We start from the raw sequence: 20,253 nt of genomic DNA on the forward strand, positions 1-20,253 counted from the left end.
TTTAAACACCTGTTTCTCTGGAGAGTGTGGATGGACTCACAATCCGGGAAGATCCAGATGGCATCCATGGGGAAAGGGGTAAGCGTAAAGCAAGCCGGCGTCGTTCTCGTGCTAATTTTTGCCAATCTGGTTTGTGCTGGACAAATTCCATAGAGCTGCCAATACAGGGAAGTGATATGACAGTTCTCCCCTCACGCAGTGCCACAGTGAGGTAACTCTCGTTGTGCTGTCCCTGATGCATTTCCACCACTTCGACCCTGAGTCGCAAATCCCCTAACCAAAACCACTCATCCTGCAATTTCACGCGAACAAAAGCCTGACGGCAACACACGTGTAGTAAAATCTGAGGGGCAGTATGACGACAGATAATACGAGTCATCCCCGTGACCTCTCCCACCAAAACATGCCCCGAGAGATATCCACGAATTCGTTCAACACGATCCTCAGCAAAGAGGACAGCCTCCATGAGATCGACCGCATCTTCTCGGAGCACAAGACCATACATCGCTCCCTGAAACGAATCCTGGATGGGAAACCGCATCCCTTTTGAGAGGCGTGTCATAAATGCACGAAATTCTTCCCACTCTCGTTTTTCCAGACGTGAAAGGCTGGGTAAAGGAGACACCGGTGCGGACTGCACATGGTGATACGCTTTTCGAACGAAAGCATCTAGCTCAAGGCATATTGGTGCAAGCGCGCTATAAATGCGCAGCGCGCCCTGCTGACAGAGATGTGAAGGTGCCTGCGCCCTGCGAAGACGCGTATAACTGGTAAGCAGAGGAGCCAGAATACGGCGATCAAAGGCCGGATGGGTTTTATTTCCTGATGGAATCTGCTCCGCCTGTGCAAGCGCGTCCCAAAATGGTGTGGATAAGGGTGGATCGATCCAAGTTAGTACAGCAGCAAGATGAGCATCCTCCATTTCAGATTGCCCGGTCCTCCACAGTGTACATAATGCCTGTGGGGCAATCATGAGCGCCTGTTGTCCAGCAACATCTGCCCGCTGAGCAAAATATGTCAAGAGTTCTCCCAGGCGCTGAACGTTGGGATTTCGAGACTGAAACCGCAAACGATCAGCAAGGATATCAACAAGGTCTGCTGCACCTTGTGAGGAAACCCAAAGTTGGGGAAATGTATGGTTAGTCAAACAGGACTGAATATAGTCCTCGAGAACGGCTGCAATCTCTTCAAAGAGACGATACTGTTCTTGTTTGACACGAGGATCTGGTGTCCAGTAAATTTGAGAATCTGACGCATTAATATGGCCCAAAGAAATCATATGGACAGTGCTATCTTCTCCGGCCAATGAAAGTGGACAAAAAAGCAGAGCATGGGGATGAAGGAAAACACGACGGTGGGAAGCAACCAATATCGCCTGCTGGGCAGCATACGCCTGCAGACGTGCGACGATATCGATACACTCGCTCATGAAAGCATACCTCGCTTCAAAAGTGTCTCCGTTTCCTGTAATAGTTGAGCCAGAGCTGTTTCTTCGTCAGTCATGTTCGCAGGCACATGGCCCTGCAGTAGATCCAGTGCTCGAGTGATCGTGTGCGCAGGAAGCAACATCTCACGCGCATGATTACCGAGAAGCATTAAATCGGAAGCATCCCGTGCCTGTTTTTTACATTGGTCAGCAAGAGCACAAAACTCTTTGCATGAGGATTGGAAATGGTTCGGGATGGCATCGAGAACCATCTGCTGTTCAATGCAAGCAGTAGGTGCGTAGGTAGAAAGGAGGGTCAAAATACGTTGAAATTGCGGCTGTACCTGCTGTACGGCCATTTCAATGGAGCGATATTCCTGCTCAATAGACATGGTATGCAAGGTAGGCAATAGTGATCCTGGTTTCTTGAGAATCAGATCGGCAACTGGAGGCGCATAGGTTTCAGGTACAGGAAAACCTGCGTGTTGAAGGAGTTGTCTAAGGCAAGCAACACTAACAGCCACTTGTCGAAGTGCTCCACGAATGTCAGCAGGTTTTGTCTTTGCTCCACGATCAGAAAAGCTTTTGATCTCCCCAAGACGGTAGCAGAGATCATCGTCAGAAGCCACCAGAAAATCAGGTTCAATATCATGCCGTCTCCCCAGCAACGTGAGACTCAGACGTGCATGAATAATCAGATGAGGCAATCCTCTTCCTCCTCGGATTTTCCGCAACAGCAGATTTTTGGTCACATTCCGACGGCGAGCCATGGCATTGGGGAGATTGCTTGGAATAAGCACATCCAGATGAAGCACTCGTATAGGTAAAGAGAGACGGCCAGCTTGAAGATAAAGCTCCTGTAATTTTGCCGCCTGCTGCTCGAAAAGGTGCTGTTCAAAATATCGTCCGATTTGAATAGCAAAAGGGGATTGACCTTCGAGCAATGGCTGATGATAGATACGCGTGACAGCTGTGGCAGGTGAAATACCACAGAATGTTAGTGCCGCCAAACGCTCACACGCGATATTGCGAGCCCAGTGTTCTATTCCACGAGCACCCGGCTCATGGAGAGGAAGCTGTCCTCTCCATTGGAGGATGTGTTGATGTTGTGTCATCATACAGTTCCTTTATATCCATTGTTCTAAAGAGCGCTCCTCACTTTTTTATTACGGTCGACACAACAGAACTCATTCTTTAATAAAGAAGGTTCGCTATATATCTATTCTCTCAAATTGGAAGTTTATCCCACTCATCACACAAGCCTGGAGCAAAGAATATACAAGAGCACCAAATATCGGCAGTGTTTTATTTCTGCTAGCTTCGTAAGATTGTAACGAACCTGACTCGGAGGGAACCTTCAAGGTTTCAGGAGAAGCCACTGCATGTATACATAGGGTAATTCTTAGATAGACGCTCATATACAAAGGCATTCATGATATACTGATAAAGAAGTTTTCTCTTAGCAAAGGGGACACATAGAATTGGACCAGCAAATTGTATATTCTGAAGTGCATACGATGCGCTCTGCCTACAAAAATATCTGTCTTGGCGTCACTCCCTGGGTGGCCCTCGGCAATTTTATGAACGATTTCTTTGCCTCTTTCCCTCTCCTTCGTCAAGATCTCCTTTTGGAGGAGATTGATATCCCAGAGAACCCTTCACAAGAGTTACAACAATGGGCCACGTTCTGTGCAGCCAGCGTTGAGTATTTAAGCAAAAAGTATCATCTTGAGTGTCCCAATTGGGTTCATCATTCCACTCCTTTGCCTGAACCCTGGTTCCATTATCCTCTTGCAATCACGGACAAAATCGTCCGTGAACAACTCATCCACGAAACGCCTATCGAATTTGCTCGCAAGCGTATCTTTTGCGGCGATCGTGTCTATGCCAACAAATTCGAAGCCGCAGCACACCTGTCCAACCAAGCATCTTGGCCGCAGCACACACCTTCAGTGTAAAGTCCTCTGACTCTCCTCCATTCCACCCATCATACTACCAGGGTGTCTATGGCTAATCGATACGTCGAGACAGAACGAGTTTTATTGCACTCATCATGCGTACGTCCAGATGGATTATGGAGATAGGTATGCATCTCTTGAGCATGATTGACCAAGACGTGAGAAGCATTACTTTCTAGATATTGGCAAATCACTTGAAAACACGTCGACAACTGTGCACACACCTGCATACACCCCGAACACACCTGAAAAACTATCCCAGAGGTAGCATATCGACACCGTTCAAACGGGCACATATGTGTCCCTTCTATATGCCATCCCCATATTCCATGCTCAGGACGATAGATTGCATCAATAATCTCTTCCCCTTCTTCATTGAGTGCGCAAAGGATCCACCCTTGAGAAAGCTGCATCTGCTCAATAACAGCACGTGATTGCTGGATCAATGTAAGATATTTCTTGGGTAGAGCCGAGAACGCCTGCAATAACACCGTCTTTTCTATAGGACAATAAAACGTCATTCCTGTAATAAGCAACGGCCTCCCATTACACTCAATAGAAAGAGGACCTTCGTGAAAAGAAATAAAGAGAGGCGATAACCGAAGAGCAGATCCTCTCTCAGATGATGTAATTTGAGATAAGGAAGCCTGTCCTATCTCATGAACTATTTGATCTCCAGCCACAATGATTTCCATCTGGTCGTGAATCACCTGCCGAACAGCTCGCGCTTCATACAGCGTAAACAAATCCTCTTCATCATGTCTTTTACGTGCATCAATCACATAATCTTCATTCTGAAGCAAAACTGTCTCAATATAGCGCTCAAAGAACTCATTCATCTCACTACCCCCATTTCTCCAATATCAAAACATAGTCTATAGAGCTAGTATGAACGTGCTTTCAAAATCCGTCAAGGACGCACAAGAGAGATTTTGACAACATTCGTCTATCCACTCCTTTATCACGCATGAAAGCGCCACCATATAATATCGCTCATATTCTTCACTATCACCGTTCAATCTTTTGCTCAATGTTCAGCTTCCATCCTTGACGGTAAAAATTCAGTGTGAACACTCAGATCAAGGTGCCACCAGAGGAAAACATGTAGCTCCTCTTACCTTCTTTTCTCCAGAACAAGTATATCCTCCCCTAAGAGCAGGTCATGGTATACTTGCAAAGAGGCTCGTGGACTCCTTCATCCAATGTTGTCGATATTATACAAGTGATACCAGCTATCCGTTGTCACTTGCAACTTACGAGGAAATACATTGAAACACACATACCTTCTTCTCTGGACACTGATTGCTATCTACAGCGCCGCCACTCTTGCCAATGGACTCTTCATTCTTTCCATTCCCATTGCCCCTGTACTCCTGGTCGCCGTGATCTTTGCACTTCTCCACGGCGCCCAACGCTATCGCTGGAGTGGCATCATCACCTTCATCGTGCTTTGCCTGGTCATCAGTAATATCCTTGAAAATGTGAGTATTCTGACCGGCTTCCCCTTTGGCCACTATTATTACACTGCGGCGCTCGGTCCAAAACTCTTTCTCGTCCCCATCCTCATCGGACCCGCCTATTTCTCTACCGGTTACCTTGCCTGGGTCCTTTCCACTATTCTCTTGGATGAGGTCACCTCCAGAGGACCATGGTTGACGACCATAGCAGTCCCGTTCATCGCCGCTTTTCTTATGGTCGCCTGGGATCTCTGTTTCGATCCCACCTTCTCAACAATCAATCACTTTTGGATCTGGCAGCAAGGCGGCGGTTACTTCGGCGTCCCTCTCTCCAACTTTGTTGGTTGGTTCTTGACCGTCTATCTCGTCTTCCAAACATTCGCCCTCGTGCTCCACATTCGTCCTTCTTCGCCCCACAGATCGAAATATACTCCCTCTCGCACCTCTGATCTGCAAGCGATCGTCCTCTACGCAGTCATTGGCCTCGCCTTTGTGCTCCCCTATTTCGTTACCCACAGCACAACCCCCATCACTGATGCCGTCGGCGTCGTCTGGTCCACCCATAGCATCGCAGAAGCCAAAGCCACCGTCAGCATCTTCACCATGCTCTTCATTGCTACTCTCACCCTCCTCACCCTCCTCCACCGATCTCCCAAGACACGCACTCCACAACCGCAAGAGGACACGTCACCTGCCTTGACTCGATCTATGTCAAGGGAAAACAAATCCTTCTAAGAGAGCCAAACGAAGAGAGCAATGGGTAGGGGTCTCCTCTTACCCATTGCTCTCTTCGTTTGGCTCTCTTAGTTCCAGGACTTCCCAGACAATATCAAAAAAAGTGCCGCTTCATTCCCATCCCTCAGATCATCCCCAGATGCACTCTACCCATCTAACATCCTATGCTCAACGCCTCTACGATTGAGCTTAGCTTACCAACAAGCATCTTTCTTATTTCACATCGTTTCCTCGCTCCTCACCTCCTTCTCCCCTCTTGCTTCCCTGTCTTTCTCGCCTTGTCCTCACCCCTACCACTATGTTACAACCCCTTTAACATGTCTTTCACAACTCACCGAGTTGGGAGTCTGGTCCCCTCTAGCAGATTCCTGCAATCGGACCATAACCGATAAAAAGGTTAGGAGGTTAGTCCCCTTTGGCAGATTCCTGCAACCGGACTCAGGCTAGTTCCCCTGCATGTGGAACGCAGAAGACACGATAGACATTTTTTGACAGAAAGGAGGGGCAACACACCCACCGGCATCCGCTGCCGTCCTTTCTGTTTTTTTGTCTCTTCCAAAATAAGAAAGGGCTCGGCGAAATGAATATTATGGAAATTCTTGCAACACTGGATACAAAAGATTTAAAGAAAAAAGAAGAAGAGTGTGCTAATAACATAAGGGTTTGCGCAGCAGAAGATAACTTCGAAACTGATAACGATCGTTATCAGTTCTTGGATGCGTTGAAAACATATTTAGCTGTGCAGTTCGAACTGTACAAACGCGATCTATTACCAAACGAACAAAAAAAATAATAGAACAAATGTTGGAGTTCTATTCGACCCTGGAGAATGGAAAGTTAAAATGGATACACTCCGAATTTAACTGCTAATTTCTTCCGACCAAGAGCCATCTTAACAGACAAAATCTGTTAAGATGGCTCTTTTATCGTCTTTTAGAAAGAGAAACAAACAAAAAGATCAGAATATATCTTTTGCATCCATGATCTTTTTTTACTGCACATAATAAAGAAGGATAAAAATGAATATTCTTACACAAGAGGACATTCTAAAATTTAGGGCATTTAGAGCTAAAAAAGTAAGCCCTACTAAAATTCGAGCGTTTACCAAAGATGATGTCGAGAATGTTCGACATGAGTTTACCCGAGACAAATATGGGACATTCTTCTTGGATCTGGAAGGGCGACGTCAAAATGTATGCATTGGTCGATGTCTTTGTGTTGGGACGTCACCACAGGATCGGTGGACTAGCGCAATGACAAATGTCTTGCGCGATCGGCGAGCCATAAGCACAATCCCCGATGAGGAAGGTTTCACCCTTTTCGTGATGAAGAAGCAACAGTTATTAATCTGCTTCGATATTCCCTTCCCCTTTGAATATCATCCCTGGACTTGACCCGCTAGGATGGATATGGTAAACTTGGAGAAAGACTCCAAGAGGAGGGTCAAGAACATGGCATTACGAAAGAATTCAAGCTGGAAGCAGTGCAGCTCTTGCAATCGAGCCAGAAATCGCAAGCGCAAATTGCCAGAGATCTGGGTATTGCAGACAGCACGCTCAGCAATTGGTGCAAACAGTTCATCGAACGAGGAGAACAAGCATTTCCTGGAAGTGGGCATCTTCCTCCATTAGAAGAGGAGAATCGACAACTCAAGCGAGAAGTTGATGTCCTTCGACAGGAGCGTGACATCTTAAAAAAAGCTATCGGCATCTTCTCACGACACCAGATCTGACGTATCAGTTTATTGCGGATCACCGTCAGGACTACTCTATTCGCGTGTTATGTCGAACATTGGACGTCTCAGAAAGTGGCTATTATGCCTGGGAAACCCGTCCGGCCAGCACGCACGAGCGAGAAGATGCCAAACTTTCCGCCTTGATTCAACAACTCTTTCTCGAGCATCGCCAGGTCTATGGGAGCCCACGTATTCATGCGCTGCTCGCCACACAGGGGATTCATTGTGGACGCAAACGGGTGGTGCGCTTGATGCAATCGTTGGGTCTTTCAGCCTTGCCTAAGCGGTCTCGTCGTCCCATGGGCACCGCGAGCGATCCAACGGCCCGCTTTGCACCCAATCTGTTGGATCGTGATTTCAATGCATCGGCACCCAATACGAAGTGGGTCACCGATTGCACCATGATCTCGACACAGGAAGGATGGCTCTATCTCGCGGTCGTCCTTGATCTGTTCGCACGTCGGGTTGTGGGCTGGGCGATGGCCGCTACTGAGGACGAGGCGCTGGTGACGATGGCACTCCGCATGGCCTTAGCTCGGCGGCAGCCTGAAAGTGACTGTTTTCCACTGTTACATCATTCAGATCGGGGCAGCGAATATACCAGCCTGGGCTATCAAGCGTGTTTGGCCGGGGAAGGAATTCAGGTGAGTATGAGTCGGACCGGGAACGCATGGGATAACGCTGCGATGGAGTCTTTCTTTGCAACACTGAAGAAAGAGTGTATCTACCGATCCTCTTTTCAAACACGGCGACAAGCACGTCAAGCGGTTTTTGAGTACTTAGAATGTTTTTACAACTCAATTCGGCTTCATTCTACGTTAGCCTATGTCAGTCCGATCTCGTTTGAGCAGGCAAACGATCAACCGATGAGCTAACCATCTTTTGTCTCTCTATCTTTGCGGGTCACTTCCAAGCAGGGTGGAAAAGAAGGGCTGGAGAGGAAGATGGGGAGAGAAAAGGCGCAAGGGGATGGCACATTCGTTGTGGGAAGGGGGTTGGTGGTCGTGGATGCTGATGCACCAGGCGAGGGAACTGGCCTGTCCCCAGGAGCCAATCATCTGCAGGACCTGACGAAAGGTATCGCGCAGGGAGAGTGGGACCTGGAGGTAGAGAGAGAGGGGTCCTTCGGCGTGAGCCATGTCGCGAGAGCCAGGAGCTTCGATGCTGTGCTGTGTGTGTGTGTCAACCTTATAGACACGCAGGATCTGGGGGGTGAGAGCGACACGCTCAGGTGGACGAAGAGCAAGAGGGAGGGAACAGATAAGAGGAAAGAGGATGGAGGCTGTGTAGGGGATGCCAAAGAGTTCGATAGCAGTGCGGATGAGTGCGAGGCGAACGGTTGCAGGGCCTGGTGCGGGCAAGGCCCTGGCACTGGTGGTACTGGTCATGGGAACGCGGCACGAGTAGAGTGCAGGGAGATGGTAGTCAGCCCGTAGCCAGATGAGGGGAGATGTGTCCATGATGGTGGTTAGCTCCTTTCCTGTTGGTGTGCCTGGGAGTTGGGAAGGTGACAGGCCCTGGGGAGAGCGGGGGAGGTGTGTTCGATAAGATCGTGCATGTGGAGATGGAAAGCATCGATGGTTTCGAAGGGAAGCACCAGAGAGGTCTCGCTGTGAAGGGCACAGAGTCGGGTGATGAAATCATCTTGAAGGGCGGAGTAAATGGGAGCGCGGCCTGCGTATGGACAGAGGACGATGGCACCGCGCAGACCAGTGAGGTGGGGGAGCATGGTGGCAGTGAGAGCGCCCTGTGGACTGAGGACACAATCGCGCAGGGCGGTGAGGATGGCGCGGTGTCTGCGGCCACGTTCCTGTTCATCATCAATGATGGGGGTCCATTTGTCGGTATCCAGGCCAATGCCAGCACATTTATAGCGGATGCAGAGGGCATATGCTCCTGAACGGGCAGTCATTCTCATGAGCATCTGGCCATCTTCTTTTGAGTCCCCGATGCGGGTCATAAGTTGCATGGTTTCGGCGTGGTGGTCTGGCAGTGCGAGTGCAAAGGAGAACTCGAGGAGTGAATGTTTGCTGAGACGTTGGCGAGCGGTGGTGGTGCCATCACTGGCCGCCTTTTTGCCGGTGACGAGAAAGCCATGGGCATCACAGAGGGCACAGTTGCGCACGATCTGCTCGATAGTGAGTGGTGTGCCGTTGGTGTGGTCGAGAAGAGCGGCAGCTCTGCGTCCATCCCGGGCTTTGCAGGCAGGGCAGAGAGGGCATCCGGCGGCTTCGAGATATTCGGCCAGGAGCACGGCGTGAAAATGTTTGGCGATATTGCCGCTGCACGCGTCTGTTTCCGTGCCATCTGCTAAGAGTTGGCGGCGAGGAAGGAGGCGATTGGAGCCGTTGTTGCCGGCATTGCTCAGGCTCTGAGCGTGCCAGGAGACGCGAATATTGAGAGAGAGTTCATAGAGCAACGAAAGGGAAGACTCATGCATGATGGTGTGTGTCCTTTCTGTCGGTGTGCAGAGATGTGAGGGTTGGATCACGGAAGGTGTCTTCGTCACTGAGAGTGTGGCGCGTTGTGAGGAGAAGGGAAATGAGGCGAGAGAGTCGCCCGATATCGAGTTCCTCCTCACTGAGGCGAGGATAGCGTAAGGCAGAGAGAACAATGAGGAAGCGCGCAATGGTGTGGGGGTTTGCGAGATCCACATCAGTGAGTAAAGCGGCAAGATCGTCATCGGTGGGTACGAGCATAAACCTGGTTGTAGCGGCAGCCATCTGGCAGTGTTGAGCGATGAGAGAGAGGGCATGCAGCAACTGATCAAGGGTGGTAACCGTTTCTAAGAAGTCCACCAGATCACGCAACGCAGCCGGATTGGCGTCGCCAAGGAGACGTAAGGCGTGTCCGAAGCGAAGCGTCCCGGTTTTTTGTGCCAGCACATTTTTGAGGAGTGATGGGAGAGATGTCTGCATATAGGTGATGACCTCTTTTACTTCTTCTAGGTGGTACGAACGAATAGCATCAGGTTTGGTATGGAGACAGCGCGCGATATCAAGCAGATGGTCGAGCCAGGAGCTGTGTGATCGGGCCCCGAGTGCGAGCGAGAGGGCCTCGATCTCATAGAGATGCTGCTCTGGCGGGAGAGAAAGTTGCTGGTGCCAGAAGGAAAGCAGAGGTTCTCGCTGCTTGGGAGAGAGAGAGGCGAGCCAGGTGAGATCGAGAGAGCCGTGTATCCGGGAGATGGGAGCTTTCATGCCTTGGGTTTGGATGGTGTGATAGGAGAGTCCTGTCCACTGAGCAGAGACGCCATGACGTCTGTGACGTGCAGCGGCAAGCCACTGGACAAGCAGAGCCTGGGAGGCATCAAGATCTGTTGGGGGAAGCAATGGGAAGGATGCGTGAGGCGTGAGCAGGACCGAAGCGGCATTGGGCACGAGACAATTGATGAGACCATTGCGCACGCGGTGAGCCCGTAAGAAGCGTGCGGCTCCGATGGCGGCGAGCACGATGGCAAAGCGTGTGCCGTGCAGGGTAATCTGTGTGTTGTGGGACATGAGCCCATCGCTTCTGGACCGATGGTTTGAGTAGGTGAAGGATGGATCAAGCATCATCACTAAGGAGAGATCTCGTGTGCTGTGGGCCGCAGTAGGAATGGGGATGGTTGGAGCGTCTGGCTGGTAGTCTTGGAGGACGCGTTCGAGCCAACTCGCCGCTCCACAGAATGCTTCGTGCGCGCAGATCGTCTTCCAGCGGGAGAGGGCACGTTGTACTTTGGCGAGAGCGTGCGCGATGCACTCCTGATCATGGCGGGCTTTTGTGATCAGATCGGCGACGGAGAGGATACGTCCGCCAGGGGTGCTGAAGAGAAGCGTGAGCAGACCGTCAAGAGTCGCAAGAGGAAGAGACGTCTCTGTGAGCCTAGCTGTGGCGATGGCCTGGTGGGTGGGGAGCAAGAGAACCTCATCGAGGAGGGTCAGCGGCCCGGAAGGGGGCATGGTCTCCTCGATGATTAAGGTCACGGTCGCGCCGCTGTTCCTCACCTCAATCGTTTGGCCAGAGGCATGGGCGAGCAGAATGCCCAACCCGTAGGCGTGGAGGAGATCGAAGTGTTCAGCTCCTGTTTTTATCACAGACCACTGCATAGCTGTTCCTTTCCCTGGGCAATGGTGACACGTGTTGTCCCCATGCCACGTGCGGTTTCGATGCCAGTGCCAGCAAAGAAAGCGAAGCGTGAGAGAGCGGTAAGCATGATGCGTACGGTTTCGAGCGAGTGATGACACTGATAGGAGAGCGAGCCAAGAAAGCCGAGATGGCTCTGTCCATCAAGGAGTATCTGGCAGCCTGACAAGCGATAATCCGTGAGGACAATGCTTCCATCGTCCAGTCGAGAAGCGATCTCATGAGAGGAGATGGGCAAGGGTGGTCCCCCCAGATCGTGCCAGCATTGTGCGAGAGTGGGAAAGAGGTGGCCGGGAACGGGAAAGAAATATCCTGCTGTTGCTGTTGGCTGGAGGACGAGTGGAGTGCCGAAGTGAAAGGTAATAGTGTGACCATAGGGAGGGGCCAGGAAATCGGTCCAATCGGAGAGCCCTGTCCATGGGGAGTGTGAAAGGAGAGCCTCTTCAACCCGATACCGGCGATCGCCAATCTGAAGGCAGGGGAGTGTCATGAGCGCATCCAGGAGGGATGGAAGCGAGAAGAGGGTCATCTGGGAGAGCATGGTAATGCGTAGAGCAGGCCGTGAGTGCTCATCGGAGAGGAACGAGAGCCGATAGAGCGCTGGATTGCCACAGAGCGTGTGGAGATGCTGGAGTCCGTGCTCCTGTTGGGCAAGCAAGACGGGTGAGTCAGCGGGTTGTGTGTTGTGCGTTGGAAGAGGTGTGTCCACGTCTTGCAGGGTGAAGAGGAGAGCGACAAATGCCATTATTTTTCCTTTCATCTCATCATCGATGGGCGCGATAACTGCCATCGCGCCTGACTAATTCACGGGCTCGCGCTTCTCCAAGGATCTCACCATCAAGAAAGACCCAGATGACGGCCTCGGTGTGTTCTGATTGGCAAATGGAGACGCAGGCTTCAGGAAAGAGTGCGAGCAAATCATCGGTGTAGTGCAGCCCATCAAAGAAGATGTGTCCATCTGTACTGATCGAGGCAGGAGAAACTGGAAGGAGAGCTCGCAAGGGTGGAACGAGTTGGGCGGGATCGCGTTGATACCCTCGCATGTGTCGAAAGCGATGGTCATTGTGTTCACATGTGCGCAGAGGGCTGGAGCCATAGATGTGCTTCAGGAGGGTGTCGAAGACGATGTGTCTCTGTCTGGGGGGTGGTTCTGAGGTGTGCAGGCGTTGCCAGGCGCGAGAGACGTCTGCGAGGAGTGGCACAGCGCTGGGCCCACACGCATCAATGTTCAGACCAAGGGAGGTGCAGGCGAGCATGCAGGCTTGAGGAGGAGGCGTTGTGGTGAGCAGAGAGGAAGGAAGAACCCAGACGAGTCCACTGGCACCAGATGGGTGAGGAGAGCGCGCAGCAACCAGAGCATCATAGAGGGCAAGAGCTGTCAGTTCGGCGAGAGATTGTGCCATGCCGATGCGGAACGCAAGCACGGCAGGTGCAGAGATGTCAATCACTGCAACCAGGATACTGTGCGTCTGGTCATCTTCATGGAAGACGGGAGTGGCAGGAGGAATGGTTCCGAGCCACCACCGTGCCTGAGACGGCTGTGTGGTGACCTGAAGGAGGTGTGCTCGTTGCCCATCGAGGTGCAGGCAGATGGCCCAGATTGCTTCTGCATGGAGCGGCGGAGTATTGGCACCCCTTGCCAGAGCATGCATAATCCGAGTGACCATCGGGATACTGCGTGCAACGCGTGAACAATAGAGGGATTGGATGCATTGATAGAGAGAGAAGGTCACGCCCTCAAAGAGATGCTCGATCTCACGAGGATGCGTCAGGCAGGATTGGGGGCCAGTCTGCTGGAGGAGCGTGCGTCGTCGTGCAATCGAAACACTGCTTGGGATGCTCACCATGCTGCTGCTGTCTCGTGTCGCCAGGAAGAGGGCCTGGGCATGAATCTGCTGGCACACCTCCAGGAGCAAAGGGCGATTCAGTTGGGAGATGGAGAGGAACGGATTGGTCATGATGTGGATCCTTTTGCTTTTGCGTCCTGACGTGCTTGAGAGATCCGTTCATAGGTTCCTTGTTCGGTGGGTTCTGCTGATGACGTCTTCGTCCAAGCGTGCTCAGGTTGTGTTGCCATCCAGAGTGAGGCTTCGTGCATGATGTCCTGGGTAATCGACGGGGCGGTCTCATCACGAGCCATTTGGCTGGCGGTGGAAAGCAGACTCTGGAGGTTGCGCAAGGAGGGATTGACCTTGTGCCAGATCGTCGTCCCCAACGCGCGGTCGGACGGCTTGCCAGGATCATAGGTCCAGTGGGGGAAAACCAACTGTGGAAGGACGAGATCGAGTATTTCGTCTACCTGGAGTGGCGCGAACGACATGCGGAGTCCGACCCGGCTGGAAAACTTTTCGTGGCGCTCAATCACGCTCAGAATCGTGGGGAGTCCGACGAGGACGACGCGACAGCCTGTTTTATCAAAGAGGTGACGTAACACGTCAAAACTATCTTCATTGAGTCGATCTGCCTCGTCGACGATCAACAGGTGAATCGTGTTACGTTCAATGGCTGTGGCGACCTCATCGGCCATTTCATAGATATTGCGCCCCCGTGATTTTTCTAACAAGCAGTCGAGAATGGTCTTGGCCAGAGCACGGGGTGTGGAACGCGGCATGACTTTGATTTTGATCGCTGTGGGTAACGCGGTGTGTGCCTGTGGAGCAAGACTATCGAGATAGTGTTGAGAGGCGATCGTTTTTCCCACTCCAGCTCGTCCCGTAATGACCCCCATGGTGGGAGAACGGCGCTGTGGGTCGGTGATAAGTCGCAGGAAGGAACGACATCGCTTGACATTTTTTGTTTCAATGACCGGTTGACCGTGCGGTAGACGGTCTTCAGCAAAGGGAGTGGTCCTCATGTATTGTCCTGCTTTCGGTGTGCATCCTCACGTGCCGCCATACGTTCCAAGAAATCTCCGCGAGGAGTGACAGTGGGAGGAGTGCGGTGTGACTTTGATTGTGTCGATGGCACTTCACTGGCAGGGACAGTCGCCACTCCGGAGGGGGCTGGCTGTCTGGACTGATGCTCTTGGAAGGAGGTGCTCTCCTGCGTCGCCTTCTCCGCAGCCTCACGAGCCTTCTTGATGCTCCGACGGAGGTGTTCTTTCTGTTCGTGCTTTGCTGTACCAATCTCCTTTTGCGTGATGATGTGGACGTCGGTGGCTGTGGCGGTACACATCCATTGGTGATCGAGGAAGACCTCAATCTCATCTGGAGCGCGATAGATGGGCTCTGCACGAATTTGTACCTGCTTCCCCACGAGGTCCAGGAGTGTCGTGTGCCAATAGGTGCGCTTGCGGTAGGAAATGCCATCCTTGGCAACAATGCGGTTGGTTGGCTCTTTGAGCAGCATGTCAACGTCGCGAGGATCTGCTGGTTCTGCATAGCAGTGTGTGTCCCAGTAGGTGAGTGGGGATTGCTGTGTTTCACTGTGCACTTCCTGGTGATACTGGCGAATGAAGTGCCAAAAGAGCGCTTCTAATTGTGCAAGGGTGAGTGTTGCGTGAGCATGTGGGTTGCGCTCTTGCGTATTGGAGGCGACATAGCCAGGTTGGTCGGCCCACAGACGGGTGTTTAAGGTGGCAAAGAAGCGTTCCACAATGCCCTTTTCTTGTGGCCGATGTGGCTTGCAGGCGTGCAAAACAATATGGAGGGCTTGCGTGAGTTGATGGATATGATGGGAGAGTAATTCGTGACCGTTGTCGACCCAAATTTCGTGTGGTGTGCCGCCATACTGTTTGGTATCAGAGGTTAAAACCGCATCGCGAATAGCGGCTGCCACAGCATAGCGGTCGGGGCGATCGTAGCCAAAGATGGCGGCCATCACGACGCGAGAACGGCTATCAATGCAGATGGTGAGCCAGGGGCGAACCTCTCCGCTTTTGGTCCGGTAGGTCTCCCTGCGCAGATCTTTGACCAACACGTCTACAGGGGTGTGGTCGATTTGATAAATAAGGAGCGAGCTTTCTCGTCGGAGCTGTTCCATGCGCATGGTGACTTCATACCGATTACGAAACGCATCATCACGTCCATCCGCCAGCAAGACTTCTGGCGGGGAGAGTTCCGCACAGATCTTGCGTATCTGCCATTCGCTTGGAGCGGGTTCACCCAATGCCTGGGCGATGGTGTGGACCGCCTGGTAGACAGAGCGGATAGAGCGATCAGGCTGAGAAAAGCGAACGCCTCGGATGACCTCTGTCATTTGAGGGGAGATCCGATGATGCTCGTGTTTGTCCGAACGTTGCCTGGGGGCGAGCCCTGAGAGACCCGCATCGCGATAGGCTTTGAGATAGAGCCAGAGCGTGCTGGGGGCAATGCCGACCTTGCTGGCTTGTGCCTCGACTTCTGCTCGTGATGCTTTTGATTGGGTTGCGAGGTTTCCCAGACATGCATGACGATAGAAAGTGGTTTCAAGCGCTGAAGCATCAAGTGTTCCCAGGGCTGTACGTTGCCGGCCATTCTGTAGGCGTGACGCCTTGGCTGGGTTATGCTCTTTGGCTAACCCCCCACCATCCACCGACCTGATAGCGTCGCACCCAGCGTTCTGCGGTGCGTAGAGACCATTGATGTTGCTGTGCGAGCATAGCGACATAGGTGTTAAGACGATCCCCTTGGAGCATGTCATGTGTCTGAACCAGTTCCGCGAGCCATTCAAGACGTTGGGTGATGATCATTTGTGTCGTGACTGGCAATGCTGTCCACGGTGTCCAATCAGTGGGAGCTAAGCCAGCGAAGCCCTGCCGTTGATAGGCCTGCCACCAGGTCCATACTACCTTGAGTGGAACAAACGTCGCAGCAGCACGTGCCTGAAGGCGGTGGTAATCGTACGCCTCAGTGGCACAGGCTCCCAGCAACTGAAGACGACGCTGAGCTTTGGGAAGCACGCCGCCAGGATCATGGTTGTCCATGGTCTCCTCCAGTGGAGAATGATGTTCCCATGGGAACATTTCCCCTGTCAACGAGCACATATGAGCCTATGGTACAAGGGTATCCCCAGGCCTATATATGCCTACAACGCGAGAAACCGCGATAGATATGTTTCTTGAGTGCGAGATGTTCCTTTTTCCCTGATTTTGGGTGGCATCAAACGCGAGAAACCGCGATAGCCATTTTGCTAGCATTGCTGTTGGAGCTGCCCATGACAGTCGATATCCGGCACATCAAACGCGAGAAACCGCGATAGGTACAATGTTCGTGGCTCATTGGTCAAAAAGGAGAGGCTGAACCCATTTTGCGACATCAAACGCGAGAACCGCGAGAGAGTTCCTCTGCCCCTTCTCCACGAGAGCAAACGTTCTTTCATCTCTAAGGGACCCAATATGAGAGACCTCTTCTAGTGGTGTATCATGCCCTGGCTTCACTCCTGACTTGACCCATGCCCATGGTCGTTTTATATCCGACACCCGCAAAACGAGCGAATGCTGCCAGGCAGGTGAGTTGACTTGCAGCTCTTTCTTCCTCAGGAAGATGATAGCTACATGATCCGATAAACCCTTTTTGGGTGTATTTGGGGTACTGGAGCGTCCGTGTGGAAAGGTTGCATGTGAGAACGGTGATTCCATGTGCGATGATTTCTCGCAGGAAGGCTTGCGAAAGGAAGAGGGAGGCCGGAGCCAAGCAGTTCCATGTGCGCATCAGGCTTCCCCATACGAGTAACGGTTCCGGAACCACGGCAAAGGCGTCCTTATGGGTGTGAAAAGCTGTTGGACTCGTAAAAGAGAAGGTGATTTCACGTTGTGGGGAGAGGGAAGCCAACGTTTGCCAGGTGGTGTTTCCCGCCCATCCGGTTGGATCACCGGTTGAGATAAGGCGCGTCAAAAGCAGCGTCGCCTTTCCTAATCGCAGGGTACATGGTCCCCCTTCGAGGAACAGCGTACTGAGACAATGCCAGAGGTATCCGCCATCAAGCAAGGTGATGCGAATGTGATACGTGGTGCCTTTTGAAACGATCATCGTTTGTTCTTCTCTTTGGCTCCCAAGCAGTGGTGAAAGGGTAAAAGGTCGATGGATGCCTGCTTGATGGAGTTGTGCAGAAAGCGCGGGATCGATGCGTGTAAGGAGTTGATGGAACATGGCATGGATCAGGTGCCCTCTGGCGGGAGGCAGGGAGGCATGATGGAGTGCACGTAATTCGAGCAGAGCAGACGTAAGAGTTCCATCTGCGTTCTGTGTGACACAAGCCTTCATGTCAAAAGAACCCCTTTCCCACAAATTGACTTTTCCAGTAAAACCACAAATATACCTTATAGTATAAGTATAAACGTGATTGCAAGCTTCTATGATTTGCACTTGAAAAAAGGTTTATTGCATGTGTTTATTGGCTGTGGATGGTAGAATTGCAATAGAGCAGTTGTAGTGGTATTTTGGATCGAAGATGATAGGTGTGATGAAGAGCTTCCGAAGTGTTGTCCTTGGGTGTTCTTTCATGAGAAAGAGGGCAAAAAAAAGCGCTCAATGAGATGATCTCAAAAAAGCTTACCCAATAAGTATACCTGAAGCGAGGAGAAAAAGCAAGAGGGGGCGAATATTCCTATAGTCATAAATTGTTTCACTCTATTATTATGCAATGACCTTATTGTAAATACTTGACATGTACATGGTAGATGACGTATACTGTGAGGGAGGACATGAGATGTTGCGATGAAAGGAAGGGGATGTATGACGACGCGTTGGCTGGCGGAGCGGATTGATCTCTTGCTGGGAGCGTTGGCTCCATTGGGGCAGGGGCAAGAAGAGGAAATAGCTCGGATCTGTGCGCAGGAGATTGCGGCCTGGCGTGCCCGTCCCTCGATCACGAAAGAATCGACCTTACGTAACCCGATGACCGATACGCGCAATGCCATTCGCGAGCGCCTCGAGGTGACGGAGGCCAATCGCTGGCTCAATCCACAGACGCAGCAGTATGAACATCTGGCGCTGCGGTATCTGAATTTCACAGAGGAAGAATGGATCCGTGTGATGGGAGATACCCAGGAGCGCTTTCAGCGGCGCCTAGAGGAGCAGCAGTTGCTGGAGCAGCCAGATGCGTTGGTGCAGCAGGCCGAGGCGCTCTTACACAGTGAACAGTGGTATGAGCTGGCGTTGGGTCTGGCGATTGCGACGGGCCGGCGCAGTACGGAGATTTTGAAGACGGCGAAATTCTATCCCAAAACGGCGTTCACCCTTCTCTTCGAGGGGCAACTCAAAAAGCGCGATCTGCTGATGAAGCCCTATGAAATCCCGACGCTGGTCTCAGCAGATCTGGTGTTGTCCGCGTGGCGTCGCCTGCGGACGTTGGTTGATTGTTCCACGCTGGAGCTTGACGAGGTGAATAATCGCTACGGATCGGTCGTGCGTGCGCTGGCCAATGAACGGTTGCGTGGGTTGATTCCGCTACGTTCATCGAAAGAATTTGTGACCACGCATTTGAATCGCTGTATTTATGGTCGCTTGTGTGTCTTTTATTTTGGTCCCGCGCATGTTCCCGATATCACCTATATGGCCACGATCTATGGACATTACTGGTCCGATGGGGAAGCCGCGGATGATGTGCAGCGCAACTATCAGAGTACCTTACACTACTATGATTATGTGATTGGGGATGGTCATGGACAGGTCGATCGCCGCCAGGGCATTCGTTTAGGTGAGCCGGGTGTTGAGATCCTGGAGATCTTTCGACCCAAAAAGCCAGTCAAGGAGAAGGTGATGGCAAAGAAACAAGCCGATACGCAACCAACGATGCCGGCGAAAGGGCATTCGATTGTACGTTGTACCCCACAGACGCGCGAACGTTTTGTGCAAGAAGAACGCAGCAGGGGCTTCTTTAAGGATCAGAATGGATTGCTCTCTCAGCTCTTAGATGAGTCCATCCTCTATCGCCAGGGAGTGCAGCTCCTGCAACCGATCACCGAGCAACTAGGGACCGAGAGCTTTCTTCAGACACTTGAGGTCGTGCTTGAACCACAGAGGGAACAGGGCCGGCTCGATACGCAGTTCCAAGACCGCTGGGGAGTCTCCCTGGCTGAAGTTGACGCGCTCTTTCAGATGATCCATGATGCTGGCCATGACAACCCACTGAAGTATGTGCGTGAGGGCATCAGTATGCAAGAGAACTTGAAGGCTGGTGCGCAGAAACGCCAGGATCAGTTCCAGAAGAAAGATTTCTCTCACATGCCCTACGCCCAATTGAAAGATGTGCGTGCGTCTGCTGCGGCTGATGAGCGCATTCGGCGAGCGATTCTGGCTATCCAAAAGCATAATGCCTATGCGCAGCCGGTTGATCGATGGTATATCAATGCGGCAGTGATCAATGGCTTGATTAAGACGCGCTTTCCCATTATCAATGCGTACCTGCAAGAACACCAACAAGATATTGAGATCCATCACCAACACCTTGGCATTGAACCCCGCTATAACCGCAGTAAATTGGTGCCCGTCGGTGACATGATTCAGATCCCGGAGCTTCCAGATCCAGAGCAACCCGCTCTCCTTGTGTCTACACATCAAGATTAATGTTTACTACAATCCTGATGGAATACTTTAATATGAACATAATACTTGATGTGCAGATATGTAAGACACATAACCATACAATAAACATGATGTATAGATATAAATGACACAGACATTACACATTTACCTTGATGTGTACTTGAATAGGGGATATCAAGGCCCATATCCAGACAAACAAGCCCAACTTTGTATAATTCCACACCAAATCACTACACACCACCCTTATTGTTTATAGTCACAGTTATACATACGCCCTGATGTCCAATATAATGATACCGATAACTTGTCCAGTCAACCGCACCACATCACCCATCACGTAACACTATGAATT

At 51.5% G+C, this 20,253-nt stretch carries 18 protein-coding genes; 6 read left to right on the plus strand and 12 right to left on the minus strand.

The window, feature by feature from the left end; all coding sequences use genetic code 11:
* Position 1 precedes the first annotated feature (1 nt).
* The gene (locus AC27N8_RS35910) at positions 2–1,429 is read right to left on the minus strand and encodes a hypothetical protein (RefSeq protein WP_487074662.1); all 1,428 of its coding nucleotides are present in this window, start codon (positions 1,427–1,429) and stop codon (positions 2–4) included.
* A complete protein-coding gene (locus AC27N8_RS35915; RefSeq protein ID WP_487074664.1) occupies positions 1,426–2,544 on the minus strand; it encodes a hypothetical protein in 1,119 nt (372 codons plus the stop codon). The genes AC27N8_RS35910 and AC27N8_RS35915 overlap by 4 nt, the downstream gene beginning before the upstream one ends.
* A gap of 363 nt (positions 2,545–2,907) precedes the next feature.
* Between AC27N8_RS35915 and AC27N8_RS35920 the strand changes: the two genes are divergently transcribed.
* Positions 2,908–3,384: a hypothetical protein gene (locus tag AC27N8_RS35920; RefSeq protein ID WP_487074666.1), complete on the plus strand. Its 477-nt coding sequence runs from the start codon at positions 2,908–2,910 to the stop codon at positions 3,382–3,384.
* Between the two features lie 29 nt (positions 3,385–3,413).
* Here AC27N8_RS35920 and AC27N8_RS35925 read toward each other — a convergent pair whose 3' ends face one another.
* A complete protein-coding gene (locus AC27N8_RS35925) occupies positions 3,414–4,223 on the minus strand; it encodes a hypothetical protein (RefSeq protein ID WP_487074668.1) in 810 nt (269 codons plus the stop codon).
* 429 nt (positions 4,224–4,652) lie between these two features.
* On the opposite strand from AC27N8_RS35925, the gene AC27N8_RS35930 reads away from it, so the two are divergent.
* From AC27N8_RS35930 to AC27N8_RS35945, 4 genes are all read left to right on the plus strand, one after another.
* Complete coding sequence (locus AC27N8_RS35930; protein ID WP_487074670.1) at positions 4,653–5,576, plus strand: carotenoid biosynthesis protein; 924 nt, start codon at positions 4,653–4,655, stop codon at positions 5,574–5,576.
* A 580-nt stretch (positions 5,577–6,156) separates the two neighbouring features.
* A complete protein-coding gene (locus AC27N8_RS35935) occupies positions 6,157–6,369 on the plus strand; it encodes a hypothetical protein (protein WP_487074672.1) in 213 nt (70 codons plus the stop codon).
* 460 nt (positions 6,370–6,829) lie between these two features.
* Entirely contained in the window at positions 6,830–6,970 is a 141-nt protein-coding gene (locus tag AC27N8_RS35940) for a hypothetical protein (protein ID WP_487074674.1), read from the plus strand.
* A 62-nt stretch (positions 6,971–7,032) separates the two neighbouring features.
* Positions 7,033–8,186, plus strand: a protein-coding gene (locus tag AC27N8_RS35945) for an IS3 family transposase (RefSeq protein ID WP_487074834.1) whose coding sequence is annotated in 2 segments (ribosomal slippage) — positions 7,033–7,284 and positions 7,287–8,186 — 1,152 coding nt in all. Because the reading frame shifts where the segments join, the coding sequence is not laid out codon by codon here.
* A 15-nt stretch (positions 8,187–8,201) separates the two neighbouring features.
* Here AC27N8_RS35945 and AC27N8_RS35950 read toward each other — a convergent pair.
* The 9 genes from AC27N8_RS35950 to cas6 (AC27N8_RS35990) all read right to left on the minus strand — a co-directional run bounded on the left by AC27N8_RS35950 (position 8,202) and on the right by cas6 (AC27N8_RS35990) (position 17,618).
* Positions 8,202–8,771, minus strand: coding sequence for a hypothetical protein (locus tag AC27N8_RS35950; protein WP_487074676.1), 570 nt, complete (start codon positions 8,769–8,771; stop codon positions 8,202–8,204).
* A gap of 8 nt (positions 8,772–8,779) precedes the next feature.
* Positions 8,780–9,751, minus strand: a complete 972-nt coding sequence (locus AC27N8_RS35955) for a hypothetical protein (protein ID WP_487074678.1) — start codon at positions 9,749–9,751, stop codon at positions 8,780–8,782.
* Positions 9,744–11,399, minus strand: coding sequence for a hypothetical protein (locus tag AC27N8_RS35960; protein WP_487074680.1), 1,656 nt, complete (start codon positions 11,397–11,399; stop codon positions 9,744–9,746). The genes AC27N8_RS35955 and AC27N8_RS35960 overlap by 8 nt, the downstream gene beginning before the upstream one ends.
* A complete protein-coding gene (gene cas6 / locus AC27N8_RS35965; protein ID WP_487074682.1) occupies positions 11,384–12,181 on the minus strand; it encodes a CRISPR system precrRNA processing endoribonuclease RAMP protein Cas6 in 798 nt (265 codons plus the stop codon). Before cas6 (AC27N8_RS35965) ends, AC27N8_RS35960 begins: the two co-directional genes overlap by 16 nt.
* Before the next feature lie 19 nt (positions 12,182–12,200).
* Positions 12,201–13,394 carry a hypothetical protein gene (locus AC27N8_RS35970; RefSeq protein ID WP_487074684.1) on the minus strand — a complete coding sequence of 398 codons (1,194 nt, stop codon included), beginning with the start codon at positions 13,392–13,394 and terminating at the stop codon, positions 12,201–12,203.
* Positions 13,391–14,290 carry an AAA family ATPase gene (locus AC27N8_RS35975; protein WP_487074686.1) on the minus strand — a complete coding sequence of 300 codons (900 nt, stop codon included), beginning with the start codon at positions 14,288–14,290 and terminating at the stop codon, positions 13,391–13,393. Before AC27N8_RS35975 ends, AC27N8_RS35970 begins: the two co-directional genes overlap by 4 nt.
* Positions 14,287–16,023 carry a transposase gene (locus tag AC27N8_RS35980; protein WP_487074688.1) on the minus strand — a complete coding sequence of 579 codons (1,737 nt, stop codon included), beginning with the start codon at positions 16,021–16,023 and terminating at the stop codon, positions 14,287–14,289. The genes AC27N8_RS35975 and AC27N8_RS35980 overlap by 4 nt, the downstream gene beginning before the upstream one ends.
* Complete coding sequence (locus AC27N8_RS35985; RefSeq protein WP_487074690.1) at positions 15,917–16,339, minus strand: hypothetical protein; 423 nt, start codon at positions 16,337–16,339, stop codon at positions 15,917–15,919. The genes AC27N8_RS35980 and AC27N8_RS35985 overlap by 107 nt, the downstream gene beginning before the upstream one ends.
* A 436-nt stretch (positions 16,340–16,775) precedes the next feature.
* Positions 16,776–17,618 carry a CRISPR system precrRNA processing endoribonuclease RAMP protein Cas6 gene (gene cas6, locus AC27N8_RS35990; protein ID WP_487074692.1) on the minus strand — a complete coding sequence of 281 codons (843 nt, stop codon included), beginning with the start codon at positions 17,616–17,618 and terminating at the stop codon, positions 16,776–16,778.
* A 471-nt stretch (positions 17,619–18,089) separates the two neighbouring features.
* Here cas6 (AC27N8_RS35990) and AC27N8_RS35995 point away from each other — a divergent pair, with 471 nt between their 5' ends.
* Positions 18,090–19,922: a protelomerase family protein gene (locus tag AC27N8_RS35995; RefSeq protein WP_487074693.1), complete on the plus strand. Its 1,833-nt coding sequence runs from the start codon at positions 18,090–18,092 to the stop codon at positions 19,920–19,922.
* The last annotated feature ends 331 nt before the right edge of the window (positions 19,923–20,253 follow it).

The organism is Dictyobacter sp. Z7_2 (assembly GCF_057551105.1).